Genomic DNA, 22,068 nt, shown 5'->3' with positions numbered 1-22,068 from the left:
CAACATTCCTTTTGGCCATCCAAGTGGAAAAAGATCAGGTCGTTTAGTTGGATATACAATTGATTCACGTAATGCGCTTTTTGCATCATCTAGACCAATTACCTGATCCCAAGTAACGTCAGGTTTTTCTTTCATGATTAATTCTTCAAAATCATTTTCGTTTTCTTGTCTCTGAACAGATTTCTTTTGATCCTCCTCAGAAGCTTTTGGATCTACTGCGGGTTCAACACCATGAGCCTGCTGTAATGCGGTAATTCTACCATGATAAGAGTTGCATCGTTCTTTGTAGATTTGATTTAATTTACTGGTAGGATATAGTTGCAATAATTTTACGAGAGCATCAATTGCGTGCTGATAATGCGTGATTGCCATTCCACGTGCACCTTGTGAATCAAATTTTATGGCTTCAGAAGCATATTTGCTTGCTGTGTTTTCTAATTCTTGGGGGGCTAAACTCATTCTAATTACCTACGCAGTATCTCTTTGAGAATTTTGTTGGTATCCTACGGTGTGAATCTCTGTAACAAAATTGGTTAAATTAATTGCACTTGTTTCATATTCATTATAATCAGGTCCATGATCATATTTTTTTTTAAAATCAGATTTTTCTGAGATATGAGAATGCATGTCTTTGACCTTGTTTATAGAATCTTCAGCAGAGAGAATGAGTTCAGATACCTCATCATCCAAATCATTTAGGGAATTTGCAGTCTCAGTGATTATAGAGGTAAAATACTTTAAAATTGAACGCATTTCTTTTTTATCTTCATGTTTACACACCATAAAATCAGCAATTCTTACGATTTTATCTAAATCCTGTAATTCATCTAAAGAGAGTTTATCAATTTTTAAATCATCAGAAGATTTTGCCTCAGATAATTTTTTGTCGATTTTAGAGGAAATGGATCTTATACGTTCTATGTCTTTTGAAAAATCTCGTTTTGTGGTTAACATATTAGGTATTGAATAATTTGAAAAAATCAAGATTAGGATACTGCTTACTTAATTTAGAGCCGACCATCAATTTTACTTCATTAAGTAAGGAAGTCGATTCAGTGTTTGATTGGCTAAAATCAAACTTTGCCATAGTAAGAGCTGCTGAATCAAGCACAATACTCCCTAAATGAACTGAAATTTCAGATAATTTTCTACTACAATTTGGAATAATGCCAAACAATTGAGCACTGACGGTCCTGATCATAGGGATTGATGAGGGTAAAACTTTAGGAATGCTTCCAACGTTAGAGATTTTTTTCATACTCTTTCTTACTTGGAGTAAGATTTCAAGAGAATACATCACAAGATGTTCAAGATTTAATGCATTAACGTGAGTCCTATCTGACTCGTCAAAATCATGAGCTAAATTATTATTTTGTTCTTTTAATTCAGACTGTCGGAAATTAAGAACATCAATGATTTCATCCAATAGACTCATAGAATATTCCAATCTCGGAACTAGAGTTACAGAATGAGAGATGTTTTCAATACCTAAGGGGTTAATACTGCATTTTACCAACATAGCAAATAACACTTCTAGATTTTATATTTTAGGACAGTGTATCAAATTATTTAGTAACCACAGTTACATCCGTCTGCAGATACAATTTTGATTTTTTTTGAGTATTTGTGTAAAGGAATTTAGCTCTCAATTTTACCTAATAACAAATCAAACAGAATCATGGTAAATGAACACGTTTTAACAGTTAGTTTGGAAGAATTTGGATTAAGCAAGTATGAAGCACAAGCATATGTAACCCTGATAGCAAAAGGAACCATTTCTGCCAGTGAATTAGCATATTATTCAGAAATTCCCAGAACAAAAACATACCCAACATTGCTAAAACTAGAAAACAAAAAACTAGTCATCATTTCAAAAAGCAAACCAATTATGTGCACTGCAATTGCCCCAGAGGATGCTTTTGACGGGATAATTCATGAACAGATTAACAAAGTAAATGCAATGAATTCACTAATTTCAGATTTGAAAAAAGCAAGTGAGGAAAGCAGAAAGTCAAGAGGGTCAGAGGAAAGAAGATATTTTCATATGAGTGCCAACAATGTTTTGTCTCAGCTCAAAACGATGATTGAAGGTTCGAAATCATCGATCAAAATTATGACAGATCAATGGGGTTTTGGATTACTAGCGGAATGCAAAGAGCAGTTGCTATCAGTGTTAAGGAGAAATTTGGATGTCAAAATTCTTGTTTCACCATCACAAATTTGTTCTGAATCATATAGAACCATTCCAGACGGAGTGGAAATTAGAGCATCAGACATCACACAAAACTGTTTCATTTTTGATGAAACAGAGTTACTGATGATTGACAACGATAATGGAAAAGGAGCTATTTTTTCATCTACAGAAATTTTAGGAATAAATCAAGAAAAGATATTTTCAGATATTTGGAAAAATGCAATTAAAACCAAAGCTCTTGCAGACATGACAAAAACAGAAGCACAAGAGATTTACAAAATCATCAAAACAGTTAATGAATCAGGATTAATGCACATTCTAAACTCTTCAATGATATCTAAAAAAACAGATCTAGACATGTTAAAACTATTAGAGAAGAATGGAATTTCTTTAAAATCAAAAACGCTGGATGATATAATTGAGATCATAGATGCAGTAATGCAAATTACATGTTCAGGTCATGTTAATTTTGAGGCAAATACCAAAAACATATCCCTAGAATCAAGATTGAATAGCGGACATTCATTGCCATGGGTATCAATTTTGGACGGATGTCTTCAAAAACAAGGATACAAGACAAGAACAGTATATCAAAACAATTCAAACAAAGGCGAAAAAGTACTTATCAAAATAAGTAAAAATTAATTCTCAAAAACCAATATCTATTCAGAAGAACAATCAGATCCTTTCTTGGATTATTCATATGCAATATATGAAACAAAGCCCGAAGTACCTTGAAAAGGAGTATCACCTCTAAGGTTTTTCTCAATATGTGAAGAGACTTTTTTTGCTAATTTTTCACTATCAGTCATTTCTGTATTCCTTTTGAATTAATTCAAGAGTTCTAGGATCCAATTTTTCAAAACATCGGGTCAGTTCTTCTTCGTCTAGTTCCTCATCATGAAATAACATATTCTAACTAGATTTTTGGTACTCATTACATTGGTAGATAAGAAACATGTACTAAATGCTCAAAATATGATAGTTTTAGAAAATAGATTCCGATTTAGATAAAACAAAGGACAAACTACGCTCAAAAATTTACCGTTCACCACCAATAAATAATTCCAAATTAAAGACGATCCATGCAGATGATTTCAATAAATTATATTTTAGAATGCATCAATGATGAAAAAAACTATTTTGGAGATATTTGGGCAAACTGTTTGAATAACAAAAAACGATTCAATAGGAGTAAATTAAAAGAAATATTAAAAAAAATGGAAGAGTTAGGACACATCAAAAAACATGGTTACAAAAATGATGCATATTATGTTAAACATTATCACTATTCACTTGAAGAACATGTGGGTTTTATCAACAATCTAATTTTCACATATGAATCTGGAATTACGACTTCATTGAAAAATTTCGAAAACAAAAAAATATTTTCAGACATATCCAAAGATCTTACTGCTCGTAAATTCAACAAAAATACAAAAACAAATTATGAATCATTACTGACAAATATGACCAACATGTTTGAATTGGCATCATCAATTCTATGGACAATAGAGAATACAGATGATGATGAATTAAAAAAAGAATTAAAAAACTGTTTCAAACAAATCAATGAATTCATGGATGAAACAAATCAGAGATTACTTGAAGGCAGAAAAACAAATGAGAGAATATTGCTGCAAAAAGATTTCAGCAGTAAAATTCCAAAAGCAGGCCATCTCAAAATTTAAAAAAATGCCCAATGTCACTAGAGACATCTAGATCCTCATCATAAAATTCCTCTAGCAACATAAACTGGCAAATTATTTCACATATACAGTAATCACATAGTCAAATAATACAAAAAACCGATTAAAAATTATAAAAACTAAAATCAGACAAAAATTCAGCATCATTGTCATGATAGAAGAAAAACTCGAATCATTAGGAGTCAAACTCCCAAACCCCCCAACGCCTGCAGGATCATATGTTCCTGTGATAAAAACTGGAAACTTGCTATTTATCTCAGGTCAAATCCCAATGGAAGATGGCAAAGTACTATTTACAGGAAAAGTCACAGATGGCAATTTAGAAACTGCTCAAAAATCAGCAAGAATGTGTGCAATCAATCTCTTAGCACAAATCAAAAGAGAACTTGGCAGTTTGGACAAAGTAACAAGAATCGTGAGGCTGTCAGGGTTTGTAAATTCAGATGCAGAGTTTTACCAACATCCCAAAGTAATCAATCCAGCATCAGACTTGTTCTTTGAAGTATTTGGAGATAAAGGAAAGCATTCACGGATTGCAGTAGGGGTTGCATGTTTGCCATTAAATTCAATGACTGAAATTGATGCCATAGTAGAATTTTCAGAGTAATGGATCGGAATTTCATCGAGATTAAGAAAAGAGTGGAAAAAGATCCATGTTCAAAGATAATAACATCACCATACTTATTGAAATAATTCATATATACAATGAATTCAGAAAAGACACATGCTAAAGACATCGCTGTTTTTGCTTTTTGCAGTATCAATGTTTTCTACTTTAGCTTTTGCAGAATCAACCATAGAATTAGAAACTTCAAAAGAGGAAATCAAATCTTTAGAGTCAATTTGGATTACAGGAAAGATTACTGACGTATCTCAATTCAAACCAGTCAAACTCAGAATCATGGGTCCTGATGGAGCCATAGTCTTTGCACCAATAGTAGCAATCAATGACGATGGGGAATTTAGAAAATTACTAAATCCACCAATACCAAGCTTTGCAACAGGAAAACACATAGTTACAGCAAGTCATGAGGACACAAAAAGAGTTGCTCAAACTCAATTCACAGTTATTTCTCAAGAGATTACAAGGAATCCAGATGCCAAGCAAACAGAATCAAAATCAATTTTAGAAAAAGAGCCAAAAATCATTAGTGGCATATCTATGCAAGCAGAAGCTGAAAACGGCTCAGACATAATCAAAATCATTGGAAAAACAAGTTACAAAAGCACAGACATTATATTAACTGTAAAATCACCTGTTGGAAACTTGATAACAATTGATCAAGTAACACCAGGAATAAACGGAAACTTTGATGTGGAAATAAGAGTAGGAGGCCCAATGTGGAAAGAAGATGGAATGTACACCATTACCGCAAACCAAGGCGTAGCATCAGAACATAAAGAATCAATCAAAGTTGAAATCAAAGACGGAGTAGTAGTTCCAGAATTCGGAGTTGTTGCTTCATTAGTTTTAGCAATATCAATTATTTCAATAATTATTGTATCATCAAAATCAAAACTATCAATATCACCTAGATATTAATTCCAGATCATTATTTTATCATGAAAAATTTAGACGATATTAAATCAGAAAAATATATTTCAGTTGAGACTTACAAAAAAGACGGAACTGCGGTTAAAACGCCAGTTTGGTTTACAATCAAAGATAATTTAGTTTATGTTGTTACTCGAGATCAAACAGGAAAAATAAAGCGTCTAAAAAACAACCACAATGTAAAAATTGCAACGTGCAATATTAAAGGAAAAATTTCAGGGAAGTGGGTTTCAGGAACTGTGGAAATTGTAGGAGAGTATGAAACCAAAGAGGCAGTAAAACGCAGAGATAAAAAATATGGATTTTTCTCTAAAGTGGCAAGATTTCTTACCAAGAATAAAGGAGAATTAGTAGCATTTTCAATTAAGATTGATCGATTGTGATTTTTGTTCTTTTAGTTTGAAAGCAGTCAAATCAACAAATCCAAAGATGGCTATCAAGCCAACGTAAGACAAGACCATGTTCAATCAATGCTGCAAAAATTCCAGTTCCAACAACATCAGGTAGCAAGGATAAGGCATACAACCACAGCAGCCCAAAGGGACAAGATGTGAATGGGATAGGCAATTCTAGCTACAGCGCTATCAACAATATCAGTATGACATGAAAGAATATCAATTTCTCATTTGGCCAGAAAAATTTCTAGATTTTTACGTGATTATTTTATTTTTTTATTTAATTCTGTAATGAATTTTTTTATTTTTGGTTTAGGAATAACTGCACCACATGCTTTATCATGCCCTCCTCCGGAGCCACCAAGGCTAGTTGCCAAAAGATTTACAATTTTACCCAAGTGAACCTTACAATCTTTTGAACCTCTGACTGATACAGCATATATGCCATGATCAACTCGTTCTTTGTAAGCAACACCTACATTTTTCCCAGACAATCCCATTACAAAATTAACAGCACCGCTAGCACCAGCATCTAAAATTTCCATATGTCCAAGATTAGACATCGTTTTTAATCCCATCTTAACTTTAGCAATCATCTGAGATAATTTTTCAACTTGTATTTGTGCAAATTCATATGTATTTGGAATATCATGGGGGAATTTTGAATCAGCTAATTCTTCAACCAAATATTGCAAATAATCAGGTTCTTTTTGATGTCCTACAATATTATATGTCATCACAGTCGCACTGATCAATGCAAATTGCCTATCATAAATCTGAAGTAATTTTGAACCAATAGGTCTAGTTTCCATGTAATCAGTAATTGCAGCACATGCGGCAACAAATGATGCATGATCATTTAATTTTGATTTGAATGCAGTGTAAGCTAAAACAGCAGTACATTCATTGATATCATGAATCACGTTTACTTTTATTTTGTTTAATGCCTTTACGACGTCAGGGTCAATATCGTGATGATCAATGTAAGTCACAGAGACTTTGTTTTTTCTCAGAGTTGTTAAAATGTCAATGAACTCATCTTGGGTTTTCTTGCTAAGACCCAAATCACAGATAAACAAGGATTTTAATTTTTCATCTAAAACTACTTGATTTAGTGCTTCCATTTGTCCAGGATAGTCAACTAGTATTGCATCACCACCAAAGGCTTGTCGAATAATCGCAGCAGAACTTATACCGTCACAGTCTTCTTTGTGAGAAATACAAATAACCTTGGTTCTTTGTGGTTTGATAGTTTTTTTAGATACAGATTTTTTTGATATTTTTTTTGTGGTTTTCTTTACAGGTTTTTTTGCGGCTGTTTTTTTTGTCGTTTTTTTAGATACTTTTTTCTTAACAGTTTTTGTTGTAGATTTTTTAGTTTTAGATACTGCCAATACAGATAGAAAATTCACAGACCCTCATTTAAATGAAGAATGTGATCAAAATTTACGAGACTGTTTTTTGATATTTTTGTGGATCAAAGATCTAGAATCAAGATACACATCAAAAAATGATACACCCTCAAGTTGAGTTTGATGATCAATTTCTTGAATTTTTTTTAGTTCATCAGATGTTGCATTTAACACCAGGTCATCCAATTTTTGTAAATCTTTACGCTCTTTAGGAGTCAAGTAATTTTTGATTAAAAATTGTCATTTATGGTCAAAAGTTGGCATATTAGACTAAATGCTAAATTTCATAGACACGATCTTGAACGAAAATATATAGAAGAATTTTCTAGGCTCATTATGGAAACAAAAAATATTGGACTTCGTGGAATCGAAGTAGCAGATACCAAAATTTCCAATATTGACGGAGAACAAGGCAAGCTCATTTATCGAGGATATAATATTTTAGAATTAACCAAATATTCAACATTTGAAGAAACAGCATATTTGCTCATTTATGACAAACTTCCAAATAGAAACCAATTAGACGAATTCAATGCCAAATTGATTGATGCCAGATTAATTCCAAAACAAATGCAAAAAAACATGGGCAATTGGAGAAAAGATGCAGACCCCATGGATATGCTTCAGGCATTTGTAGCAGCACTTGCAGGATATTATGATGAAGAATTTGCAAACAAGGAAGCAAGTTATGATAAGGCAATAAACCTGATCGCAAAAGTCCCTACAATCATTGCAAGTTGGAACAGAATAAGAAACGGATTAGATATAGTAGATCCAGATCCAACTCTGAGTCATGCAGCAAATTTCCTATATATGATGTCAGGAGAAAGACCAGATCCAGAAGTAGAAAGGATCTTTGACGTGTGTTTGATTTTACATGCAGATCATACATTTAATGCATCTACATTTACTGCAAGACAAGTTGCATCAACTAGGGCTCACATGTATTCAGCATGTAGTGCTGCAATAGGAGCACTGAGTGGAGAACTGCATGGAGGAGCCAACACAGAAGTAATGAAGATGTTATTGGAAATAGGAGATATTCAAAAAGTGGAAGAATGGATTAAAAAAGAAATGAACGCAGGCCACAGAATAATGGGAATGGGTCATGCAGTTTACAAAACATACGACCCAAGAGCTCAAGTACTAAAAGAATTATCAAGAAAATTAGCAGAAAAAACTAAAGATCCTTGGTTTGACATTACAGAGAAAATTGAAACTACAACGATTGCTGAAATGAAAAAACAAAAAAACAAAGACATCTATCCAAACGTAGACCTATACAGTGCATCATTGTATTATATGCTAAAAATTCCAATGGATCTCAATACGCCGATTTTTGCAATTTCACGTGTCGTAGGATGGGCAGCACACATCATAGAAGAAAAATTTGCAGAGGCAGCACCCAAACCAGCATTGTACAGACCAAAGGCCACATATGTTGGAAAGTATTGCGGACCTGAAGGTTGTGAATATCAAACACTAGACTTGAGAAAATAATTTAATTTCTTGTACTTAGCCAATCTTTGGCTTTAGTGTTTACATCATGTTTGTACAGAACTTCAAAAACCATATCATAAAACGTGATGCCTTTTTTCTGAGCCTGATCATCCAGCCATTTAATTCCATCAGCTAATTCTGGATCATATTCTGAGAATTCAACTAATTCATCTACCATCTTCGAGAAGAAAGCATGAGACTCAAGCATAAGTACACCTTTCAATCTTTGATCATAAGTGGAGGATTCAAAATATATTAACAAAAGACCCCTTTTTGGTTGACAATTGAACCATGTTTTTTATTCAGATGGAAATGCTAGAAAGATTTCATGGATTATTCAAACAGGATATTCAACTGTTGAGCAAAGCAGGGAACATATAGAAATTTACAAAGGCAAGATAACGGACTTGCAATCAAAGTATGTGGCATTACATGTGGGTTTGTTTTGGGGAATCGGAGTTTTTATTATAAAAAATGGAGATTCACTAAAAGTAAAGATCGATGAAAAAATAATGTTTGAACAGTTAACAACAAAAATGATGATCAATGATCAGATTATCCAAAAAAGAAAAAAATTCATCAATCAATTAATCACACAAAGAAAATTAAAGGTTGAATACGAATTAATCCAATAAACATCTAAAAATATCAGAAGCAAAAGAGACAGACCAAAAATGATTAGTTATACTTGGTAAGAGGTTATTTGCAGTTTGTAAATCATCTGTATCATATTCATAAAAAACACATGTTTACATTCATTGAAAACTTTTTGACTTCAATTAGAGAGATCTTATGGAATTTACATATTATAATATTGTAAATATTTCAAAAAGAGAACAAAAGAAAGATATCAGAAGCTAATTTCAAAACCATGAATTCTCAAATTGGCCAGATTTTAAAATTTAGCATAATTGAGACGATTAGATTTATTTAGCATATGCTAAGTCATGGATCAATATGGCAGGCATAGACAAAGCAGCAATAGTTTTCTCAATTGCAATTGCACTAGTAGGTGTAGGAATTGCAGTCGTAGGAGACTCTGTGGATAATTCACCAGTTGCAAAAACTACAGCCCCAAAAGTTACTGCACAACCTTCAGAAACCAAGACCCAAACAGATCCATTTGGTGACTTGGCAGCAAAAGTAAAAGCAGAAGCTCCAAAGGCAGCAGAAGAGGTGAAAATGAAAGACACTGTAAAAGTCGAGGTCAAAGAAGAAAAACCAATGGTCAAAGAATCAGCAGGACCAACAACTCACACAGTTGACATTCCAGTAGGCACTTCAGTTCCAGGATGTGAAGCAAGTAATGCATGCTACTTACCAGCAGATATTGAAATCAATGTTGGAGATACAGTAGAATGGATAAACATCGACACAGCAGCACATACAGTAACTGGCGGTAGTCCATCAGATGGCCCATCTGGCGTATTTGATAGCAGTCTAGTCATGGCAGATGCATCTTATGCATTTACATTCAATGACGCAGGCAGCTACGATTACTTTTGCATGGTACACCCATGGATGGTCGGTAGTGTCACAGTGAACTAACCAAAACTTTCCTTTTTTCTTATTTTATTTGATTTTTCCTTATTGTTCTGTTATATGCAACACCAAATCTATGAGTCTCATCTCTTGCATGCTGTAAAATTTTTAGGGATGCTTTGTATTTTGGAATTACAATTGGATTTTTATGTTTAGGAAGATAGACTTCTTCATTTTCTTTTGCTAAAGATATACAAGGCAAGTTCAAACCAAGAGATTCTAAAGACTTTACAGCAGAACCAAGCTGTCCTTTACCGCCATCAATTACAATTAGATCAGGAAGTTGAGAGTTTTCTTCCAATAATGCATAATATCGTCTTTTGATGATCTCACCAATCATTGCAAAATCATCTCTTCCAGAAACTGTTTTGATTTTAAATTTTCTATACCCATCCTTGTTTGGGATTCCTCCAATAAATCTGGACATAGAACCCACAGCAAAATCTTCACCATGATTAGAAACATCAAAACATTCAATGATGTTTGGAATTACATGCAGTCCAAGAATTTCTTTTAATTCAACTAGACCAGGATTGCCGCCTTTGGAATGAATCAATTTGATATTTTTTAGTAGCAGATTAATGATTTCTTTTTTCTTTCCTCTGCTAGGAGTTAAGATTTTTACGTCAAATCCAGATTGTTCTGAAAGTAAAGACTCCAATAGTTTTTGGTTTTCCGGAAGTTCACTAACCATAACGAATTTGGGTATTTTGTGTGTCGAATAATATTGGTACAAAAAGTTGGAAAAGGAATTATCACCTACCAAGTCATAAAAAAACTTGTCACTATCTCGTATTACCCCATTGATCATCCTAAAATTCATTACAGTTGCAGATTGATCCTGAATGATGACACCGAAATATTCTTCATCAGAATTTTCAACATATTCCATTTTTTGTTTGGTTTGAAGGCTTCCAAGCCTAATCAAAGTATCACGGATGTCTTTTGCACGCTCAAATTGCTGCAATTCTGCAGCTTGTTGCATTTCTTCTTCTAATTTTTTTATAAAAATTTGTGTTTGGTTTTTTCCTTTCAGGACATCTTGTAATGCTTGAACATGTTTAGAGTATCTTTCCTGTGCATCCTTGAATTCACATGGTCCTTCACAATTTCCCAAGTGGTATTCCAAACAGACTTTTTTTGGAAGAGTTTTGCAAATTCTGATTTGAAACGCCTTTCTCAATGCACCAATCGTGAGTAGTTTCGAACTACCTTGAGTAAAAGGTCCAAAAGTCTTTCCTTTTCCAAGAAATTTTCCATCCCTTGTTCTTCTTGAAACCAGCAGTCTAGGGTATTTTTCATCAGAAATTCTAAGATATGTGTATCTCTGTTGATCTTTTAATTCAATATTAAATCTAGGCCTGTATTTTTTGATCATGTTTGATTCTAAAAGAAATGCCTCACTCTCATTATCAGTTAAAACAAATTCAATATCAGAAATGTTTTCAACCAGTTTTTGTGTTTTGTAATTTTGATTTTTGTTAAAATATGATTTTACTCTATTTTTTAAATTTTTTGCTTTGCCAATATAGATAATTGTTCCATCAGTATCTTTCATCAGATAAATTCCAGGATCAGTAGGAATGATAAGTTTAGAAATCTCAAAAGTCATTTTTTTAATATTTTCTTCAAATACTTTCCAGTGTAACTTCCAGGTGCTTTTGAAATCTCTTTTGGAATGCCAGTGGCTACAACTTGTCCACCTTCATCACCGCCTTCCGGTCCAAGATCAATTAGCCAGTCAGAATTTTTGATCACATCCATATTATGCTCAATTACAACAACAGTATTTCCAAGATTCACAAGACGGTTAAGCACATCTAATAATTTTTGAACATCTGCAAAATGCAAACCTGTTGTAGGCTCATCAAGGATATAGAGAGTTTTTCCAGTACCTCTTTTTGATAATTCAGACGCAAGTTTGACTCTTTGAGCCTCACCTCCTGACAGAGTGGTAGAGGATTGTCCGAGTTTGATATATCCCAATCCAACATCATATACTGTTTGTAATTTTCGTTTTATTGCAGGAACATTCTCAAAGAAATTTAATGCTTCAAATACGGTCATGTCCAAGATGTCAGAAATATTTTTTCCCTTGTATAATACTGATAAAGTTTCAGTGTTGTATCTTTTTCCCTTACATTCATCACATTTTACATAAACATCCGATAAAAACTGCATTTCAATTTGTTTTACTCCATCTCCATCACATGCAAAACATCTACCATCAGCTACATTAAATGAAAATTGTCCAGGGGCATATCCTCGTTCTTTAGATAATGCAGTGTTTGCATAAAGTTCTCGAATAGGAGTGAATGCCCCAATGTATGTTGCAGGATTTGAGCGAGGAGTTCTGCCAATAGGAGACTGGTCAATTGCAATTACTTTATCAATGTTTTCCAACCCGATGATTTCTTTGTGGGAGCCAGCCCTAACATTTGATTTGTAAAAATAGTTTTCTAGGGATTTTAACAATATATCATTAATCAATGTAGATTTTCCGGATCCAGAAACTCCAGTTACAGAAACAAAAAGGCCGAGAGGGATTTCTACATCTATGTTTTTTAGATTATTTTCAGATGCATTCTTTACAATCAATGATCCTGAACGATTGCGGATTTTATTTTCTAAATTTATCAAAGAATTATTTTTGAGATATGCCCCAGTTACAGATTTGTCATCTTTGAGAATTTGATTTACAGTTCCTTCAAAAACAACATTTCCTCCATGAACACCTGCACCAGGTCCTAAATCAATCATCCAATCTGAATTTCGGATTACTTCTTCGTCATGCTCTACAACTATGACGGTATTTCCTAGATTTCGTAGCTTGTTTAACGTTTTAATGAGTCTTGTATTATCTCTTTGATGCAATCCAATTGTAGGTTCATCTAGTACATATAATACGCCAGTCAAATTAGAGCCAATTTGAGTTGCCAATCTAATTCGTTGGGATTCACCACCCGACAATGTGGAACTTAATCTATTCAGAGTAAGATAATTTAATCCAACATTCATTAAAAACTCAAGACGCTCTCTAATTTCTTTTAGTACATCTCTTGCAATGTATTGTTCATTTTCAGTTAGTTTTAATGAAGAAAAGAAATCATAACAATGATCAATGGACATATCACATACATCCATTATTCCTTTTTCATTAATTTTGACCGCCAGGGATTCAGGTTTTAATTTTTTACCATTGCAAGCATTACAAGGAGTATCCCTCATGAATTGTTTCAGCCATTCTCGTTTAGATTCAGAGTCAGTCTCCATGAAAGTACGTTGTAAATTAGATAGAACACCCTCAAACGTATTTGTGGATTGCCAAGAAGAATCTCCAGATTTTGAACGATATGTAAAATCAATCAGATCATCTGTTCCATGTAAAATAATTTGAAGATGTTTTGGTTCGATTTTATCAAAAGGAGTCATCAAATCAAACCCAAATTTTTTACCAACTGCTCTTAAGGCCTGGCGTCTAAATGCAGAAAATCGTCCACTCCAAGGCACTATTGCACCATCCAAAATAGATTTAGTCTTATCAGGTACAACTAAATCTGCATCAAACTCCATCTTCACTCCCAATCCATTACATGTTTTACACATTCCAAAAGGAGAATTAAATGAAAAAGAGCGAGGTTCCAATTCACCGACAGTTAATCCACAGTATGGACAGGCATTGTTTTGAGAGAAAATCTTTTCAGATTTCTCGGTTGCAATCATCACATCACCTTTTGATGCTTTGATTGCAGTTTGTATGGCTTCAAAGAGTCTAGATCGTTCTGATTTTTCAGTTGTAATTCTATCAACTACAATTTCGATATTATGCCATTTTTGGCGGTCAAGAGGAGGAATTTCATCGTCCAGGCTCAAAATTTCACCGTTTAGGCGTATTCGAGAATACCCATCCTTTTTGATTTGTTCAAATAACTTCTCATAGGTTCCTTTTTTTCTCTGAATAAGAGGAGCTAAGACCAGGATTTTTTTTCCTGAAAAATCTTTGAGTACAGAATCACAAATTCGTTCTACGGATTGGCTTGAAACTTTACGTCCACAATTTGTACAATAAGGAATGCCGATTCTTGCAAAAAGCAATCTCATGTAATCATAAATCTCAGTTGTAGTTCCAACAGTAGATCGTGGATTTTTACTAGTAGTTTTTTGCTGTATGGAAATTGCAGGAGAAAGGCCTTCAATGGAATCAACATCAGGTTTGTCCATCATTTCTAAAAACTGACGCGCATAAGCTGAAAGTGATTCGACGTATCTTCTCTGACCTTCAGCATAGATAGTATCAAATGCCAACGTAGATTTGCCTGAACCTGACAACCCACTGATTACAACTAGCTTATTTTTTGGGATGTCAATATCCAAATTCTTTAGATTATGATGTCTTGCTCCTCTGATTTTCAGTTTATTTTCTACCATTTTTGAATTCAATCTCCTTTTCCATTCTTTTTATTCTATCCCTGCATTCAATTGCACGTTCAAAATCCAATTCTTCAGAATATTTTTTCATTTGTGCATCTAAGTCGATTATTTCTGCTGCAAGGTCATGTACAGATTTTAATTTTGAATCATCTAAAGCAACTTCTTGTTCTGGAACCGATTTGATTATTGTTTTAGGAGTAATGTTGTGTTCTTTGTTATATTGCATTTGTTTTTCTCTACGACGAATAGTTTCATTCATGGCATTCTTCATAGATTCAGTTTTTTTATCAGCATACATTATGACAGTTCCATTTGCATTTCTTGCAGCCCTACCACAAGTTTGAATCAGACTGGTAAAGTTTCTCAAAAACCCTTCCTTATCAGCATCCAATATAGCAACTAGTGAAACTTCTGGAATATCAAGCCCTTCTCGTAGAAGATTAATTCCCACAAGAACATCAAATTCGCCAAGACGCAGTTGTCTAATAATCTCGGTTCTCTGTAATCCTTCAATTTCAGAATGCATATATCTTACTCGGACCTGTTTTTTTGAAAGGTATTCAGCGAGATCCTCAGCCATTCTTTTTGTCAATGTTGTGACTAAAACACGCTCAGAATTGACAGATCTTTTGTTGATTTCTTTTATCAAATCATCCATTTGGTCTTTTGTGGGCCTGATTTCGACTTGAGGATCAAGTAAGCCAGTAGGCCTTACAAGTTGTTCAGCAATTTGAGAAGATATTTTTTTTTCATATTCAGAGGGAGTTGCTGAAACAAAAATTGTGTTTTGTATGTATTTTTCAAATTCTTCAAATTTTAAAGGTCGATTATCAAATGCGCTTGGAAGCCTAAATCCATATGTAACCAATTCATTTTTTCTAGAATGATCACCTTTGTACATTCCATGAAGTTGAGGCAAGGTGACATGAGATTCATCAATTACCATAAGATAATCATCACCGAAAAAATCCATCAAGCAGAATGCTTTTTCTCCAGGTCTTCTCCCATCAAAATGCCTCGAATAATTTTCAATGCCAGAACAATATCCCAACTCCTCAATCATTTCCAAATCATATTTTGTACGCATCTCCAGTCTTTGTTTTTCCAATTCATTTAATTCAGGCAGTCTTGATTTTAATTCGTCTCTAATTGATTTGACGGCTTTTTTTCGAACGTCTTTTGCAATCAAATAGTGTTTTGCTGGAAAAATTTTCATTTGGTTTATTTTCTTTTTTTCTTTTAGCGACACATGATCTAAAAGAGCAATTTTTTCTATTTCATCTCCAAACATTGAGATCCTAACTAAATCTTGAGAATAAGCAGGGGTAACATCAATGGTGTCCCCTTTTACTCTAAAATTTCCAGGGGCCACCTCAGTGTCATTTCTTTCATATCTTGCATCTACAAATCTTCGTATAATCTCGCTTCTCTTAATTTCATCCCCAATGTTAAGTGTGATAGCCAGATCTTCCCAGTCACGTGGATTTCCAAGTGAGTATATGCAAGACACGGTAGAGACAATAATTGTAGGTTCTCCTGAGAGCAGCATTGCAGTCGCCTCTAATCTCAATTTTTCAATTTTTTCATTTATCTGAGTGTCTTTTTCGATATAAGTGTCAGTTTGAGGAAGATAACTCTCGGGTTGATAATAGTCATAGTATGATACAAAATATCCAACATTGTTTTTTGGAAAGAATTGTTTTAATTCAGAATAAAGTTGAGCTGCAAGAGTTTTGTTGTGAGAGACTACAAGAGTATTCTTGCCAGTCCTTGCAATGACATTTGCAATAGAAAACGTTTTGCCACTTCCAGTCACACCAAGTAATGTTTGAACAGTTTTTTTCTTTACGCCTTTGACTAATGCGTCAATTGCTTGAGGTTGATCACCTGTAGGAGTATAATCTGATACCAATTCAAATTGAGAAAGTTGCTCCAACAGATACAATCCTTGAAAACTGAATTTAAAGCAATGGCGATATCAAAACAGGATCACCATACAGGTTCATCGATCATTTTCAAACCAGTATCAGTTATTTGAAACCCCATTATTTTCAACGTTTCACGAGCAGAGGGGGAATTTTTTTTCAGGATTTTTTGAGCAAGAATCATTCTGTCATCAGACCTCATGTGTTGACCAATTTTGTATTTTCCATGTAATGTTTGAGGAGTAACTTTGATTACGCTAACAGCATCTAAAACACGCATATCAGATTGAATCGGGTCATATTGCCCCTCAGGCTGATATTTTTCCATCAAGCCATTTAGTGCAAGTGTTTTCTCTTCTCTATCAGATACAAAAGAGGCCACTCCCTTGATTACAATGCTGATGTATAACGTATCAGCTAAAGATGCATTGTATGGATCTTCAAAATAGGAAGGCAAAAACTCTAGTTCTCGATCTGCCTCAAATCCCACTTTGTTATTTCTAGACATATTATCTAATTTTTCACCTTTTACATGGGAATGCATGTAAACAACATCATTGAGAAACACGAAATTCATTGGGATTATCTGAGGAAAGCCATTTACATCAATGCTAGCAACACGCCCAACATGTTCATCGTTCAAAAACTCTTTTACTTTTTCATATGATTTAATTTGAAGAATTCCAGTTAACTGCACAAAAAAAATAAGATAAATAATATTATAAATCCAGTGTCGAAATTCCTAAAATACAAGACGAATTAAAAACCATCATGAATGATCCGTACCTGAATGAATTAAAAGAAGATTATCAAGGATATTCAAATCAATTAAAAAAATTGAAAAAGAGAGTACTAAAAACAAACTCCCCTGAACTACAAGCAAGAATAATCAAACAGATTGATTCAATTGCAAATAAAATGGAAAATAATCAAAAACAATCAGTCAGAGTGACAAGAAGTAGAATTAAGGAAAGAAAAGCAAAATCAAAGAGATGGGATTAATCGCCATCCAATTCTTTTGCCATTGCCTTAATCTTTGAAATTTTACATTCTAATTCATTGCATTCAGTTATGAAACCCTTGCTTACAAAAGAAAGTAATAAAACCATCAAAAGCCAAAAACATTCTAGATTTTTTCATTCAAATTCTTCATTAATGTAAATTGCTAAATTTAGGATTAAATCACAATAAGAAAATGAGCGAAATAGATGAAGAAAGAGAAGAAGCTACAAAGAAGGCACTGAATCTTCTAGAAGAATGGGGTTCTGATTCAAAGTTCATCTGGTTTAGAGAATTGCATAGAATTACCGATATCGACAAAGGATTATTACGAAATATCCTCAACGACTTGAAAAAGTCAAAGGAAGTCAAAGAAATGCATGGGACAAACAACAGAATATTTTTTTGTTTAAAAAAATATTACATCAAATGCAGGGATGTGGAATACAGATTCAAAGGTAAAGAAATAATGTTAAGGGATGGAAGTAGAACAAAAATCATTCAAGGATCAACAAATGCAACTGAACGGACTAGGAAAAGACTAGAAAAACAAAAAAACAAACGAAGGGTAAAATCATTTACTAAAAAGAAAAGACCTCATAAATCATAGAGAATCTTCAGCTTGACGTCTTGCAAAATTAGATTCTGCACGCTTAATCTTTACTGATTCTGCAACGTCTTCAGTCATATCATACAAATTGTGTAACCCCATATCAGGAGTCAATTCATCTTCCTTTTCATCATCTAAATCATATTCAAGATTTGCCAAAATTTCCACATTTTCTTCTAAAATATCCAGGCATTTTTTTACTGATTCAGGAAGGTCTTCATCCATAATAATTTCTGGTAACAAGTATGCTAAATGATTTTCTGTATATTCTAGAATGTCTTACTGTTTGGCTTTTTCACGCAATACAGGCATAACATGGCTTGCAAATTTGTCAATAGAGCCAAAGTAGTTCTTACCCCAGAATCTAATAACAAAGTGATTTACACCAGCATCCATGAATCTCTCAAATGTTGGAATCATGTCTTCAGGAGTACCAACTGCGGTTGATGAACGTGCAACACCGTCAGGAATCTTAGTTGCTGCTTCTCTCATCTTTACAATCCAACTTTGATCAGACATGGAGTATTCTGTAAAGTATTTGACGAAATCAAATCCTTCAATTTCTTTTAATCCGTGAACTCTTAAAATTTCAGGCTTGAATAGACTTACTTTGACGGCTTCTTTCATTTTAGCCCATGATGCTTCTGCATCGTCAGAGAAGTAAACGTCAATATCTAAAGCAAATTGGAAGTTATCTTTTTCTGCTTGGGTTCTGTTGTTCTTATTCATTGAGAACTCGATTTGTTTTTTATGATCTTCAAACAATTCAGGAGTGTATCCAATTGGCAACCATCCATCTCCTAATTTTCCGGTTAATTCAAGTGTACGTTTACCACCAGATGCCATGTAAGTTGGTGGACGTGGTTTTCTAATTGGTGGTGCTTGCAAACATGCACCTTCAAGTTGATAGTATTTTCCTTTATAGTTTACAGTATTATCAGGAGTTGACTGATATAAAGTATGAATGGTTTCAATTTGTTCTTCCCATTTAGAAACAGGTTTTTCAAAGGGAATGCAAAATTCCTTTAGATTTTGTGCCTCACCTGCTCCAATTCCCAAAATTGCTCGGCCTTTTGAAACTCTATCAAGAGTTATTGCAGCTAGTGCAATGTTTGAAGGGTGTCTTCTAATAGCATCAGTTACACAAGTTCCCAGTTCAACATTATTTGTAACTGCGGCAATTGCAGATAGCATAACCCAAGGATCAAGAACAGTGGCATTCTTCCACTGAGGAACATTAGTGTGATCCATATAGAAAATTGAATCATAGCCAGTTTTATCAGCAAGCATACATGCTGTCAATATTTGGTCTTCAGTATAACCAGCTCTTGCAACATTAAGGCCATTTTGAATACCAAATTTGATTTTTTTATCTGTCAAGTACATGTACGACAGAGTATTAGAATAAAAAGTTTAATCAAGCTGCCAATTTCGCAGCTTATAGATAAAATAGAAAAAAAAGTAAAAAATATCGAATTTTTTACAAATTACCTGCTTTGATGTCTTCAAGACACTTTACAACATCATCTTTTGATATTGGGATTGGATTTGGATCCAAATGACCTTTATCAGTCATTACAGTGTCCGCAGCTTCTGAAACATCAGCTTTGAGTTCTAGTTTATCAAAGCCTAGTTTTTCCATTGCCTCTTTGAATCTGTCATAGAAGATTGACTTGTTATGCTTGTGTGCGACGGTGGTACAAGAAGATAATGAATATCCATGAGGCACACCTTCATTTGAGAACACATAGGACAAAGCATGTCCTAAAGTTGTAGAGCAATTACCAAATCCCATTCCAGACAACATTGATCCATAAGGATAGTTTTCTGGTTTGTCATTCATAATTGCATCATATAGAATCTCAAATGCTTGCTTACATAGAGTTCTTGTCAAGTCATTACCTAGTTTGCTATCATAGCCTTCGGTTGCTTGAGCACATGCATCACAGACGGAGTTGTTTATGACTTGTTGCGGAGTTCCGTCCAAGAAGTATGAATCTACAACGGCCATATCAGCTAGAAATCTGTCTTCACGTAACAATTTCTTTTTACCATCAAATTTCAGAACACAATAAGTTGTCATTTCAGCTCCAGTTCCAAACGTAGTTGGAATTAAGATTTTATCTTTTTTCATCTCAGGTGCAGCATATTTTACTACATCCATAGAACTTCCACCGCCAAGTCCAATTAGACATGATGGATCTTTGTCTTTGAATTGTGAAATAACAGTATTGACGTCATCGATTGATGGTTCAGGTTTTACTTGGTCATACAACATGTAATCCTTAATTCCCATTCTTGCAATCCATTTGTCAGAGAGTTCAGGAGGAACTGTTGTGACAATTAGGGCATTTTTTGGATACTCTGTTTCACCAAGTGCATTTTCTCCAAAGTTGATAACTTTTGGAATGCGTACTGTATTCATAACTGAAAGGCATCATTGATTATTATTATATCTTGCATTATTGAGTGACAGTATGATTATCCAAAATTTTGACGATCTGGCAACCACAGACAAGAAGAAAGATTGTTTAGAAATTTTAGAGGCAGGACTTCAAGCAGCAAATCCAGAGAATATTATTGCAAAATTTGTAACACCTAAAGAAATCAAAATTAAAGATAAATTATTCAGTCTTGAGAAATATTCAAACATCTATTCAGTAGCATTTGGAAAAGCCGGGGATTCTATGACCAGGGCATTAAATGCAATCATCCCAATTAAAAATGGAATCATAGTAATTCCCAAGGGCTCAAAATCAATAATCAAAGGTAAAAAATTTCAGATTTTCAACTCAAGACACCCTAAACCGGATCAAACAAGTGTGAAGGCAGCAAAAGAGGTCATGAAATTTGTGCAAAACAAGCGCAGTGATGAATTGATAATTTTTCTAGTCTCAGGAGGTGGCTCGTCACTATTAGCAATGCCGGATGGAATTACTTTGGATGACAAGATACATGTTACAAATGTCCTGTTAAAATCAGGAGCTACAATTCAAGAGTTCAACTGTATTAGAAAACACCTATCTAAAATCAAAGGAGGTAAGCTTGTTGAAAACATGAAATGCCATGGAGTGAGTTTGGTAATGTCAGATGTTGAAGGAGACGATCTTTCATCTATTGCATCAGGCACAACATACATGGATGACACGACATATGCAGACGCACTAGAAATTATCGACAAATATAAAATAAAAAGAAAGATACCAGAAGAAGTTTTAAGATTATTAGAAAATAGAATGAATCAGAAACAAGACGAAACTCCAAAAAAAGCAAGGATTGAAAATTTTGTCATTGCAAATAACGATGATTGTCTAAAGGCAATGAAAGAAAAAGCTGAAGAGATGGGATATACAGTGGACATAATGCATGTTTTTGGAGACATAAAAAAAGTAGTTATAGAAATTCTCGATAAAATTTCAACTAGTAAAAAAACATGTATTGTGTTTGGTGGGGAACCAACAGTCAAAGTTTTGGGAAACGGCATGGGGGGCAGAAATCAAGAATTAGTTTTAAGATTATTAAAAAATACTCAAAAATTAAAAAAGATGGTTATTGCGTCTGCAGGGACGGACGGTATTGATGGTAATTCTGTTTTTGCAGGGGCAATTACTGAAAACGTCAAAATGGATTTAGATATACTGAAGGAATTTCTTAAAAATAGTGATTCAGGGCGGTTCTTTCAAAAACAAAAAGGAAACATCATCACCCATGCAACCCACACAAATCTGATGGACATAGGCATGATTTTAAAATAAATCCAAAAACACGTGCATAAAAATTTCAATTTTTTTAATTT

23 protein-coding genes and 1 pseudogene are annotated in these 22,068 nt (G+C 33.8%); 11 read left to right on the top strand and 13 right to left on the bottom strand.

The window, feature by feature from the left end; all coding sequences use genetic code 11:
- The 3 genes and pseudogenes from OEW78_RS04650 to OEW78_RS04640 all read right to left on the bottom strand — a co-directional run.
- Positions 1-459: pseudogene (locus OEW78_RS04650) on the bottom strand (AAA family ATPase); the annotation flags it as partial.
- 9 nt (positions 460-468) lie between these two features.
- Positions 469-954 carry a hypothetical protein gene (locus OEW78_RS04645; protein ID WP_300324777.1) on the bottom strand — a complete coding sequence of 162 codons (486 nt, stop codon included), beginning with the start codon at positions 952-954 and terminating at the stop codon, positions 469-471.
- A gap of 1 nt (position 955) precedes the next feature.
- On the bottom strand, positions 956-1,519 hold the full coding sequence (locus tag OEW78_RS04640; protein ID WP_300324775.1) for a hypothetical protein: 564 nt from the start codon (positions 1,517-1,519) through the stop codon (positions 956-958).
- 159 nt (positions 1,520-1,678) lie between these two features.
- Between OEW78_RS04640 and OEW78_RS04635 the strand changes: the two genes are divergently transcribed.
- The 5 genes from OEW78_RS04635 (at position 1,679) to OEW78_RS04615 (ending at position 5,841) form a co-directional block, all read left to right on the top strand.
- Positions 1,679-2,839, top strand: coding sequence for a helix-turn-helix domain-containing protein (locus OEW78_RS04635; RefSeq protein WP_300324772.1), 1,161 nt, complete (start codon positions 1,679-1,681; stop codon positions 2,837-2,839).
- 440 nt (positions 2,840-3,279) lie between these two features.
- Entirely contained in the window at positions 3,280-3,885 is a 606-nt protein-coding gene (locus OEW78_RS04630; RefSeq protein ID WP_300324768.1) for a hypothetical protein, read from the top strand.
- A gap of 169 nt (positions 3,886-4,054) precedes the next feature.
- A complete protein-coding gene (locus OEW78_RS04625; protein ID WP_300324765.1) occupies positions 4,055-4,510 on the top strand; it encodes a RidA family protein in 456 nt (151 codons plus the stop codon).
- A 117-nt stretch (positions 4,511-4,627) separates the two neighbouring features.
- Positions 4,628-5,446 (top strand): PEFG-CTERM sorting domain-containing protein, encoded by an 819-nt coding sequence (locus OEW78_RS04620; RefSeq protein ID WP_300324762.1) that lies wholly within the window; start codon positions 4,628-4,630, stop codon positions 5,444-5,446.
- A gap of 20 nt (positions 5,447-5,466) precedes the next feature.
- On the top strand, positions 5,467-5,841 hold the full coding sequence (locus tag OEW78_RS04615) for a PPOX class F420-dependent oxidoreductase (RefSeq protein WP_300324759.1): 375 nt from the start codon (positions 5,467-5,469) through the stop codon (positions 5,839-5,841).
- Between the two features lie 275 nt (positions 5,842-6,116).
- Here OEW78_RS04615 and OEW78_RS04610 read toward each other — a convergent pair whose 3' ends face one another.
- Together OEW78_RS04610 and OEW78_RS04605 are read right to left on the bottom strand one after the other, a co-directional pair.
- Positions 6,117-7,247, bottom strand: coding sequence for a DHHA1 domain-containing protein (locus tag OEW78_RS04610; RefSeq protein ID WP_300324786.1), 1,131 nt, complete (start codon positions 7,245-7,247; stop codon positions 6,117-6,119).
- A gap of 45 nt (positions 7,248-7,292) precedes the next feature.
- A complete protein-coding gene (locus OEW78_RS04605; protein WP_300324755.1) occupies positions 7,293-7,484 on the bottom strand; it encodes a hypothetical protein in 192 nt (63 codons plus the stop codon).
- 117 nt (positions 7,485-7,601) lie between these two features.
- On the opposite strand from OEW78_RS04605, the gene OEW78_RS04600 reads away from it, so the two are divergent.
- Positions 7,602-8,765, top strand: coding sequence for a citrate synthase (locus OEW78_RS04600; RefSeq protein ID WP_300324752.1), 1,164 nt, complete (start codon positions 7,602-7,604; stop codon positions 8,763-8,765).
- Position 8,766: 1 nt separating this feature from the next.
- On the opposite strand, the gene OEW78_RS04595 is transcribed toward OEW78_RS04600, so the two are convergent.
- Entirely contained in the window at positions 8,767-8,973 is a 207-nt protein-coding gene (locus tag OEW78_RS04595) for a hypothetical protein (protein WP_300324749.1), read from the bottom strand.
- A 76-nt stretch (positions 8,974-9,049) separates the two neighbouring features.
- On the opposite strand from OEW78_RS04595, the gene OEW78_RS04590 reads away from it, so the two are divergent.
- Positions 9,050-9,400, top strand: coding sequence for a hypothetical protein (locus tag OEW78_RS04590; protein WP_300324746.1), 351 nt, complete (start codon positions 9,050-9,052; stop codon positions 9,398-9,400).
- A gap of 322 nt (positions 9,401-9,722) precedes the next feature.
- Positions 9,723-10,313 carry a plastocyanin/azurin family copper-binding protein gene (locus OEW78_RS04585; protein WP_300324743.1) on the top strand — a complete coding sequence of 197 codons (591 nt, stop codon included), beginning with the start codon at positions 9,723-9,725 and terminating at the stop codon, positions 10,311-10,313.
- 19 nt (positions 10,314-10,332) lie between these two features.
- Here the strand turns inward: OEW78_RS04585 and uvrC are convergent, their stop codons facing one another.
- The 4 genes from uvrC to OEW78_RS04565 are packed head-to-tail and all read right to left on the bottom strand — an operon-like array spanning position 10,333 to position 17,360.
- Positions 10,333-11,919: an excinuclease ABC subunit UvrC gene (uvrC, locus tag OEW78_RS04580; protein ID WP_300324740.1), complete on the bottom strand. Its 1,587-nt coding sequence runs from the start codon at positions 11,917-11,919 to the stop codon at positions 10,333-10,335.
- A complete protein-coding gene (gene uvrA / locus OEW78_RS04575; RefSeq protein WP_300324737.1) occupies positions 11,916-14,735 on the bottom strand; it encodes an excinuclease ABC subunit UvrA in 2,820 nt (939 codons plus the stop codon). The genes uvrC and uvrA overlap by 4 nt, the downstream gene beginning before the upstream one ends.
- Positions 14,722-16,674: an excinuclease ABC subunit UvrB gene (gene uvrB / locus OEW78_RS04570; RefSeq protein WP_300324734.1), complete on the bottom strand. Its 1,953-nt coding sequence runs from the start codon at positions 16,672-16,674 to the stop codon at positions 14,722-14,724. The genes uvrA and uvrB overlap by 14 nt, the downstream gene beginning before the upstream one ends.
- A gap of 53 nt (positions 16,675-16,727) precedes the next feature.
- Positions 16,728-17,360 carry a pyridoxamine 5'-phosphate oxidase family protein gene (locus tag OEW78_RS04565; RefSeq protein ID WP_300324731.1) on the bottom strand — a complete coding sequence of 211 codons (633 nt, stop codon included), beginning with the start codon at positions 17,358-17,360 and terminating at the stop codon, positions 16,728-16,730.
- Positions 17,361-17,434: 74 nt separating this feature from the next.
- Here OEW78_RS04565 and OEW78_RS04560 point away from each other — a divergent pair, with 74 nt between their 5' ends.
- Both OEW78_RS04560 and OEW78_RS04555 read left to right on the top strand, forming a co-directional pair.
- The gene (locus OEW78_RS04560) at positions 17,435-17,665 is read left to right on the top strand and encodes a hypothetical protein (protein ID WP_300324728.1); all 231 of its coding nucleotides are present in this window, start codon (positions 17,435-17,437) and stop codon (positions 17,663-17,665) included.
- 193 nt (positions 17,666-17,858) lie between these two features.
- Positions 17,859-18,272, top strand: a complete 414-nt coding sequence (locus OEW78_RS04555; RefSeq protein ID WP_300324725.1) for a hypothetical protein — start codon at positions 17,859-17,861, stop codon at positions 18,270-18,272.
- Here the strand turns inward: OEW78_RS04555 and OEW78_RS04550 are convergent.
- The 3 genes from OEW78_RS04550 to OEW78_RS04540 all read right to left on the bottom strand — a co-directional run bounded on the left by OEW78_RS04550 (position 18,267) and on the right by OEW78_RS04540 (position 20,697).
- Positions 18,267-18,497: a hypothetical protein gene (locus OEW78_RS04550; RefSeq protein ID WP_300324783.1), complete on the bottom strand. Its 231-nt coding sequence runs from the start codon at positions 18,495-18,497 to the stop codon at positions 18,267-18,269. The genes OEW78_RS04555 and OEW78_RS04550 overlap by 6 nt on opposite strands.
- Positions 18,498-18,551: 54 nt before the next feature.
- Entirely contained in the window at positions 18,552-19,658 is a 1,107-nt protein-coding gene (locus OEW78_RS04545) for an LLM class flavin-dependent oxidoreductase (RefSeq protein WP_300324722.1), read from the bottom strand.
- 94 nt (positions 19,659-19,752) lie between these two features.
- Positions 19,753-20,697 carry an iron-containing alcohol dehydrogenase gene (locus OEW78_RS04540; protein ID WP_300324719.1) on the bottom strand — a complete coding sequence of 315 codons (945 nt, stop codon included), beginning with the start codon at positions 20,695-20,697 and terminating at the stop codon, positions 19,753-19,755.
- 52 nt (positions 20,698-20,749) lie between these two features.
- Here OEW78_RS04540 and OEW78_RS04535 point away from each other — a divergent pair, with 52 nt between their 5' ends.
- A complete protein-coding gene (locus tag OEW78_RS04535) occupies positions 20,750-22,027 on the top strand; it encodes a DUF4147 domain-containing protein (RefSeq protein ID WP_300324716.1) in 1,278 nt (425 codons plus the stop codon).
- Positions 22,028-22,068 lie beyond the last annotated feature (41 nt).

The organism is Candidatus Nitrosopumilus sp. (assembly GCF_029882185.1).
GTDB lineage: Archaea > Thermoproteota > Nitrososphaeria > Nitrososphaerales > Nitrosopumilaceae > Nitrosopumilus.
This window is presented reverse-complemented; position numbering and strand designations above follow the sequence as displayed.

What these genes read in the sequence shown, in the direction of transcription:
- OEW78_RS04645 (WP_300324777.1), bottom strand. Translation starts at nt 954, where the DNA reads ATGTTAACCACAAAACGAGATTTTTCAAAAGACATAGAACGTATAAGA.
- OEW78_RS04640 (WP_300324775.1), bottom strand. Translation starts at nt 1,519, where the DNA reads ATGTTGGTAAAATGCAGTATTAACCCCTTAGGTATTGAAAACATCTCT.
- OEW78_RS04635 (WP_300324772.1), top strand. Translation starts at nt 1,679, where the DNA reads ATGGTAAATGAACACGTTTTAACAGTTAGTTTGGAAGAATTTGGATTA.
- OEW78_RS04630 (WP_300324768.1), top strand. Translation starts at nt 3,280, where the DNA reads ATGCAGATGATTTCAATAAATTATATTTTAGAATGCATCAATGATGAA.
- OEW78_RS04625 (WP_300324765.1), top strand. Translation starts at nt 4,055, where the DNA reads ATGATAGAAGAAAAACTCGAATCATTAGGAGTCAAACTCCCAAACCCC.
- OEW78_RS04620 (WP_300324762.1), top strand. Translation starts at nt 4,628, where the DNA reads ATGCTAAAGACATCGCTGTTTTTGCTTTTTGCAGTATCAATGTTTTCT.
- OEW78_RS04615 (WP_300324759.1), top strand. Translation starts at nt 5,467, where the DNA reads ATGAAAAATTTAGACGATATTAAATCAGAAAAATATATTTCAGTTGAG.
- OEW78_RS04600 (WP_300324752.1), top strand. Translation starts at nt 7,602, where the DNA reads ATGGAAACAAAAAATATTGGACTTCGTGGAATCGAAGTAGCAGATACC.
- OEW78_RS04595 (WP_300324749.1), bottom strand. Translation starts at nt 8,973, where the DNA reads ATGCTTGAGTCTCATGCTTTCTTCTCGAAGATGGTAGATGAATTAGTT.
- OEW78_RS04585 (WP_300324743.1), top strand. Translation starts at nt 9,723, where the DNA reads ATGGCAGGCATAGACAAAGCAGCAATAGTTTTCTCAATTGCAATTGCA.
- uvrC (WP_300324740.1), bottom strand. Translation starts at nt 11,919, where the DNA reads ATGACTTTTGAGATTTCTAAACTTATCATTCCTACTGATCCTGGAATT.
- uvrA (WP_300324737.1), bottom strand. Translation starts at nt 14,735, where the DNA reads ATGGTAGAAAATAAACTGAAAATCAGAGGAGCAAGACATCATAATCTA.
- OEW78_RS04560 (WP_300324728.1), top strand. Translation starts at nt 17,435, where the DNA reads ATGAATGATCCGTACCTGAATGAATTAAAAGAAGATTATCAAGGATAT.
- OEW78_RS04555 (WP_300324725.1), top strand. Translation starts at nt 17,859, where the DNA reads ATGAGCGAAATAGATGAAGAAAGAGAAGAAGCTACAAAGAAGGCACTG.
- OEW78_RS04550 (WP_300324783.1), bottom strand. Translation starts at nt 18,497, where the DNA reads ATGGATGAAGACCTTCCTGAATCAGTAAAAAAATGCCTGGATATTTTA.
- OEW78_RS04545 (WP_300324722.1), bottom strand. Translation starts at nt 19,658, where the DNA reads ATGTACTTGACAGATAAAAAAATCAAATTTGGTATTCAAAATGGCCTT.
- OEW78_RS04540 (WP_300324719.1), bottom strand. Translation starts at nt 20,697, where the DNA reads ATGAATACAGTACGCATTCCAAAAGTTATCAACTTTGGAGAAAATGCA.
- OEW78_RS04535 (WP_300324716.1), top strand. Translation starts at nt 20,750, where the DNA reads ATGATTATCCAAAATTTTGACGATCTGGCAACCACAGACAAGAAGAAA.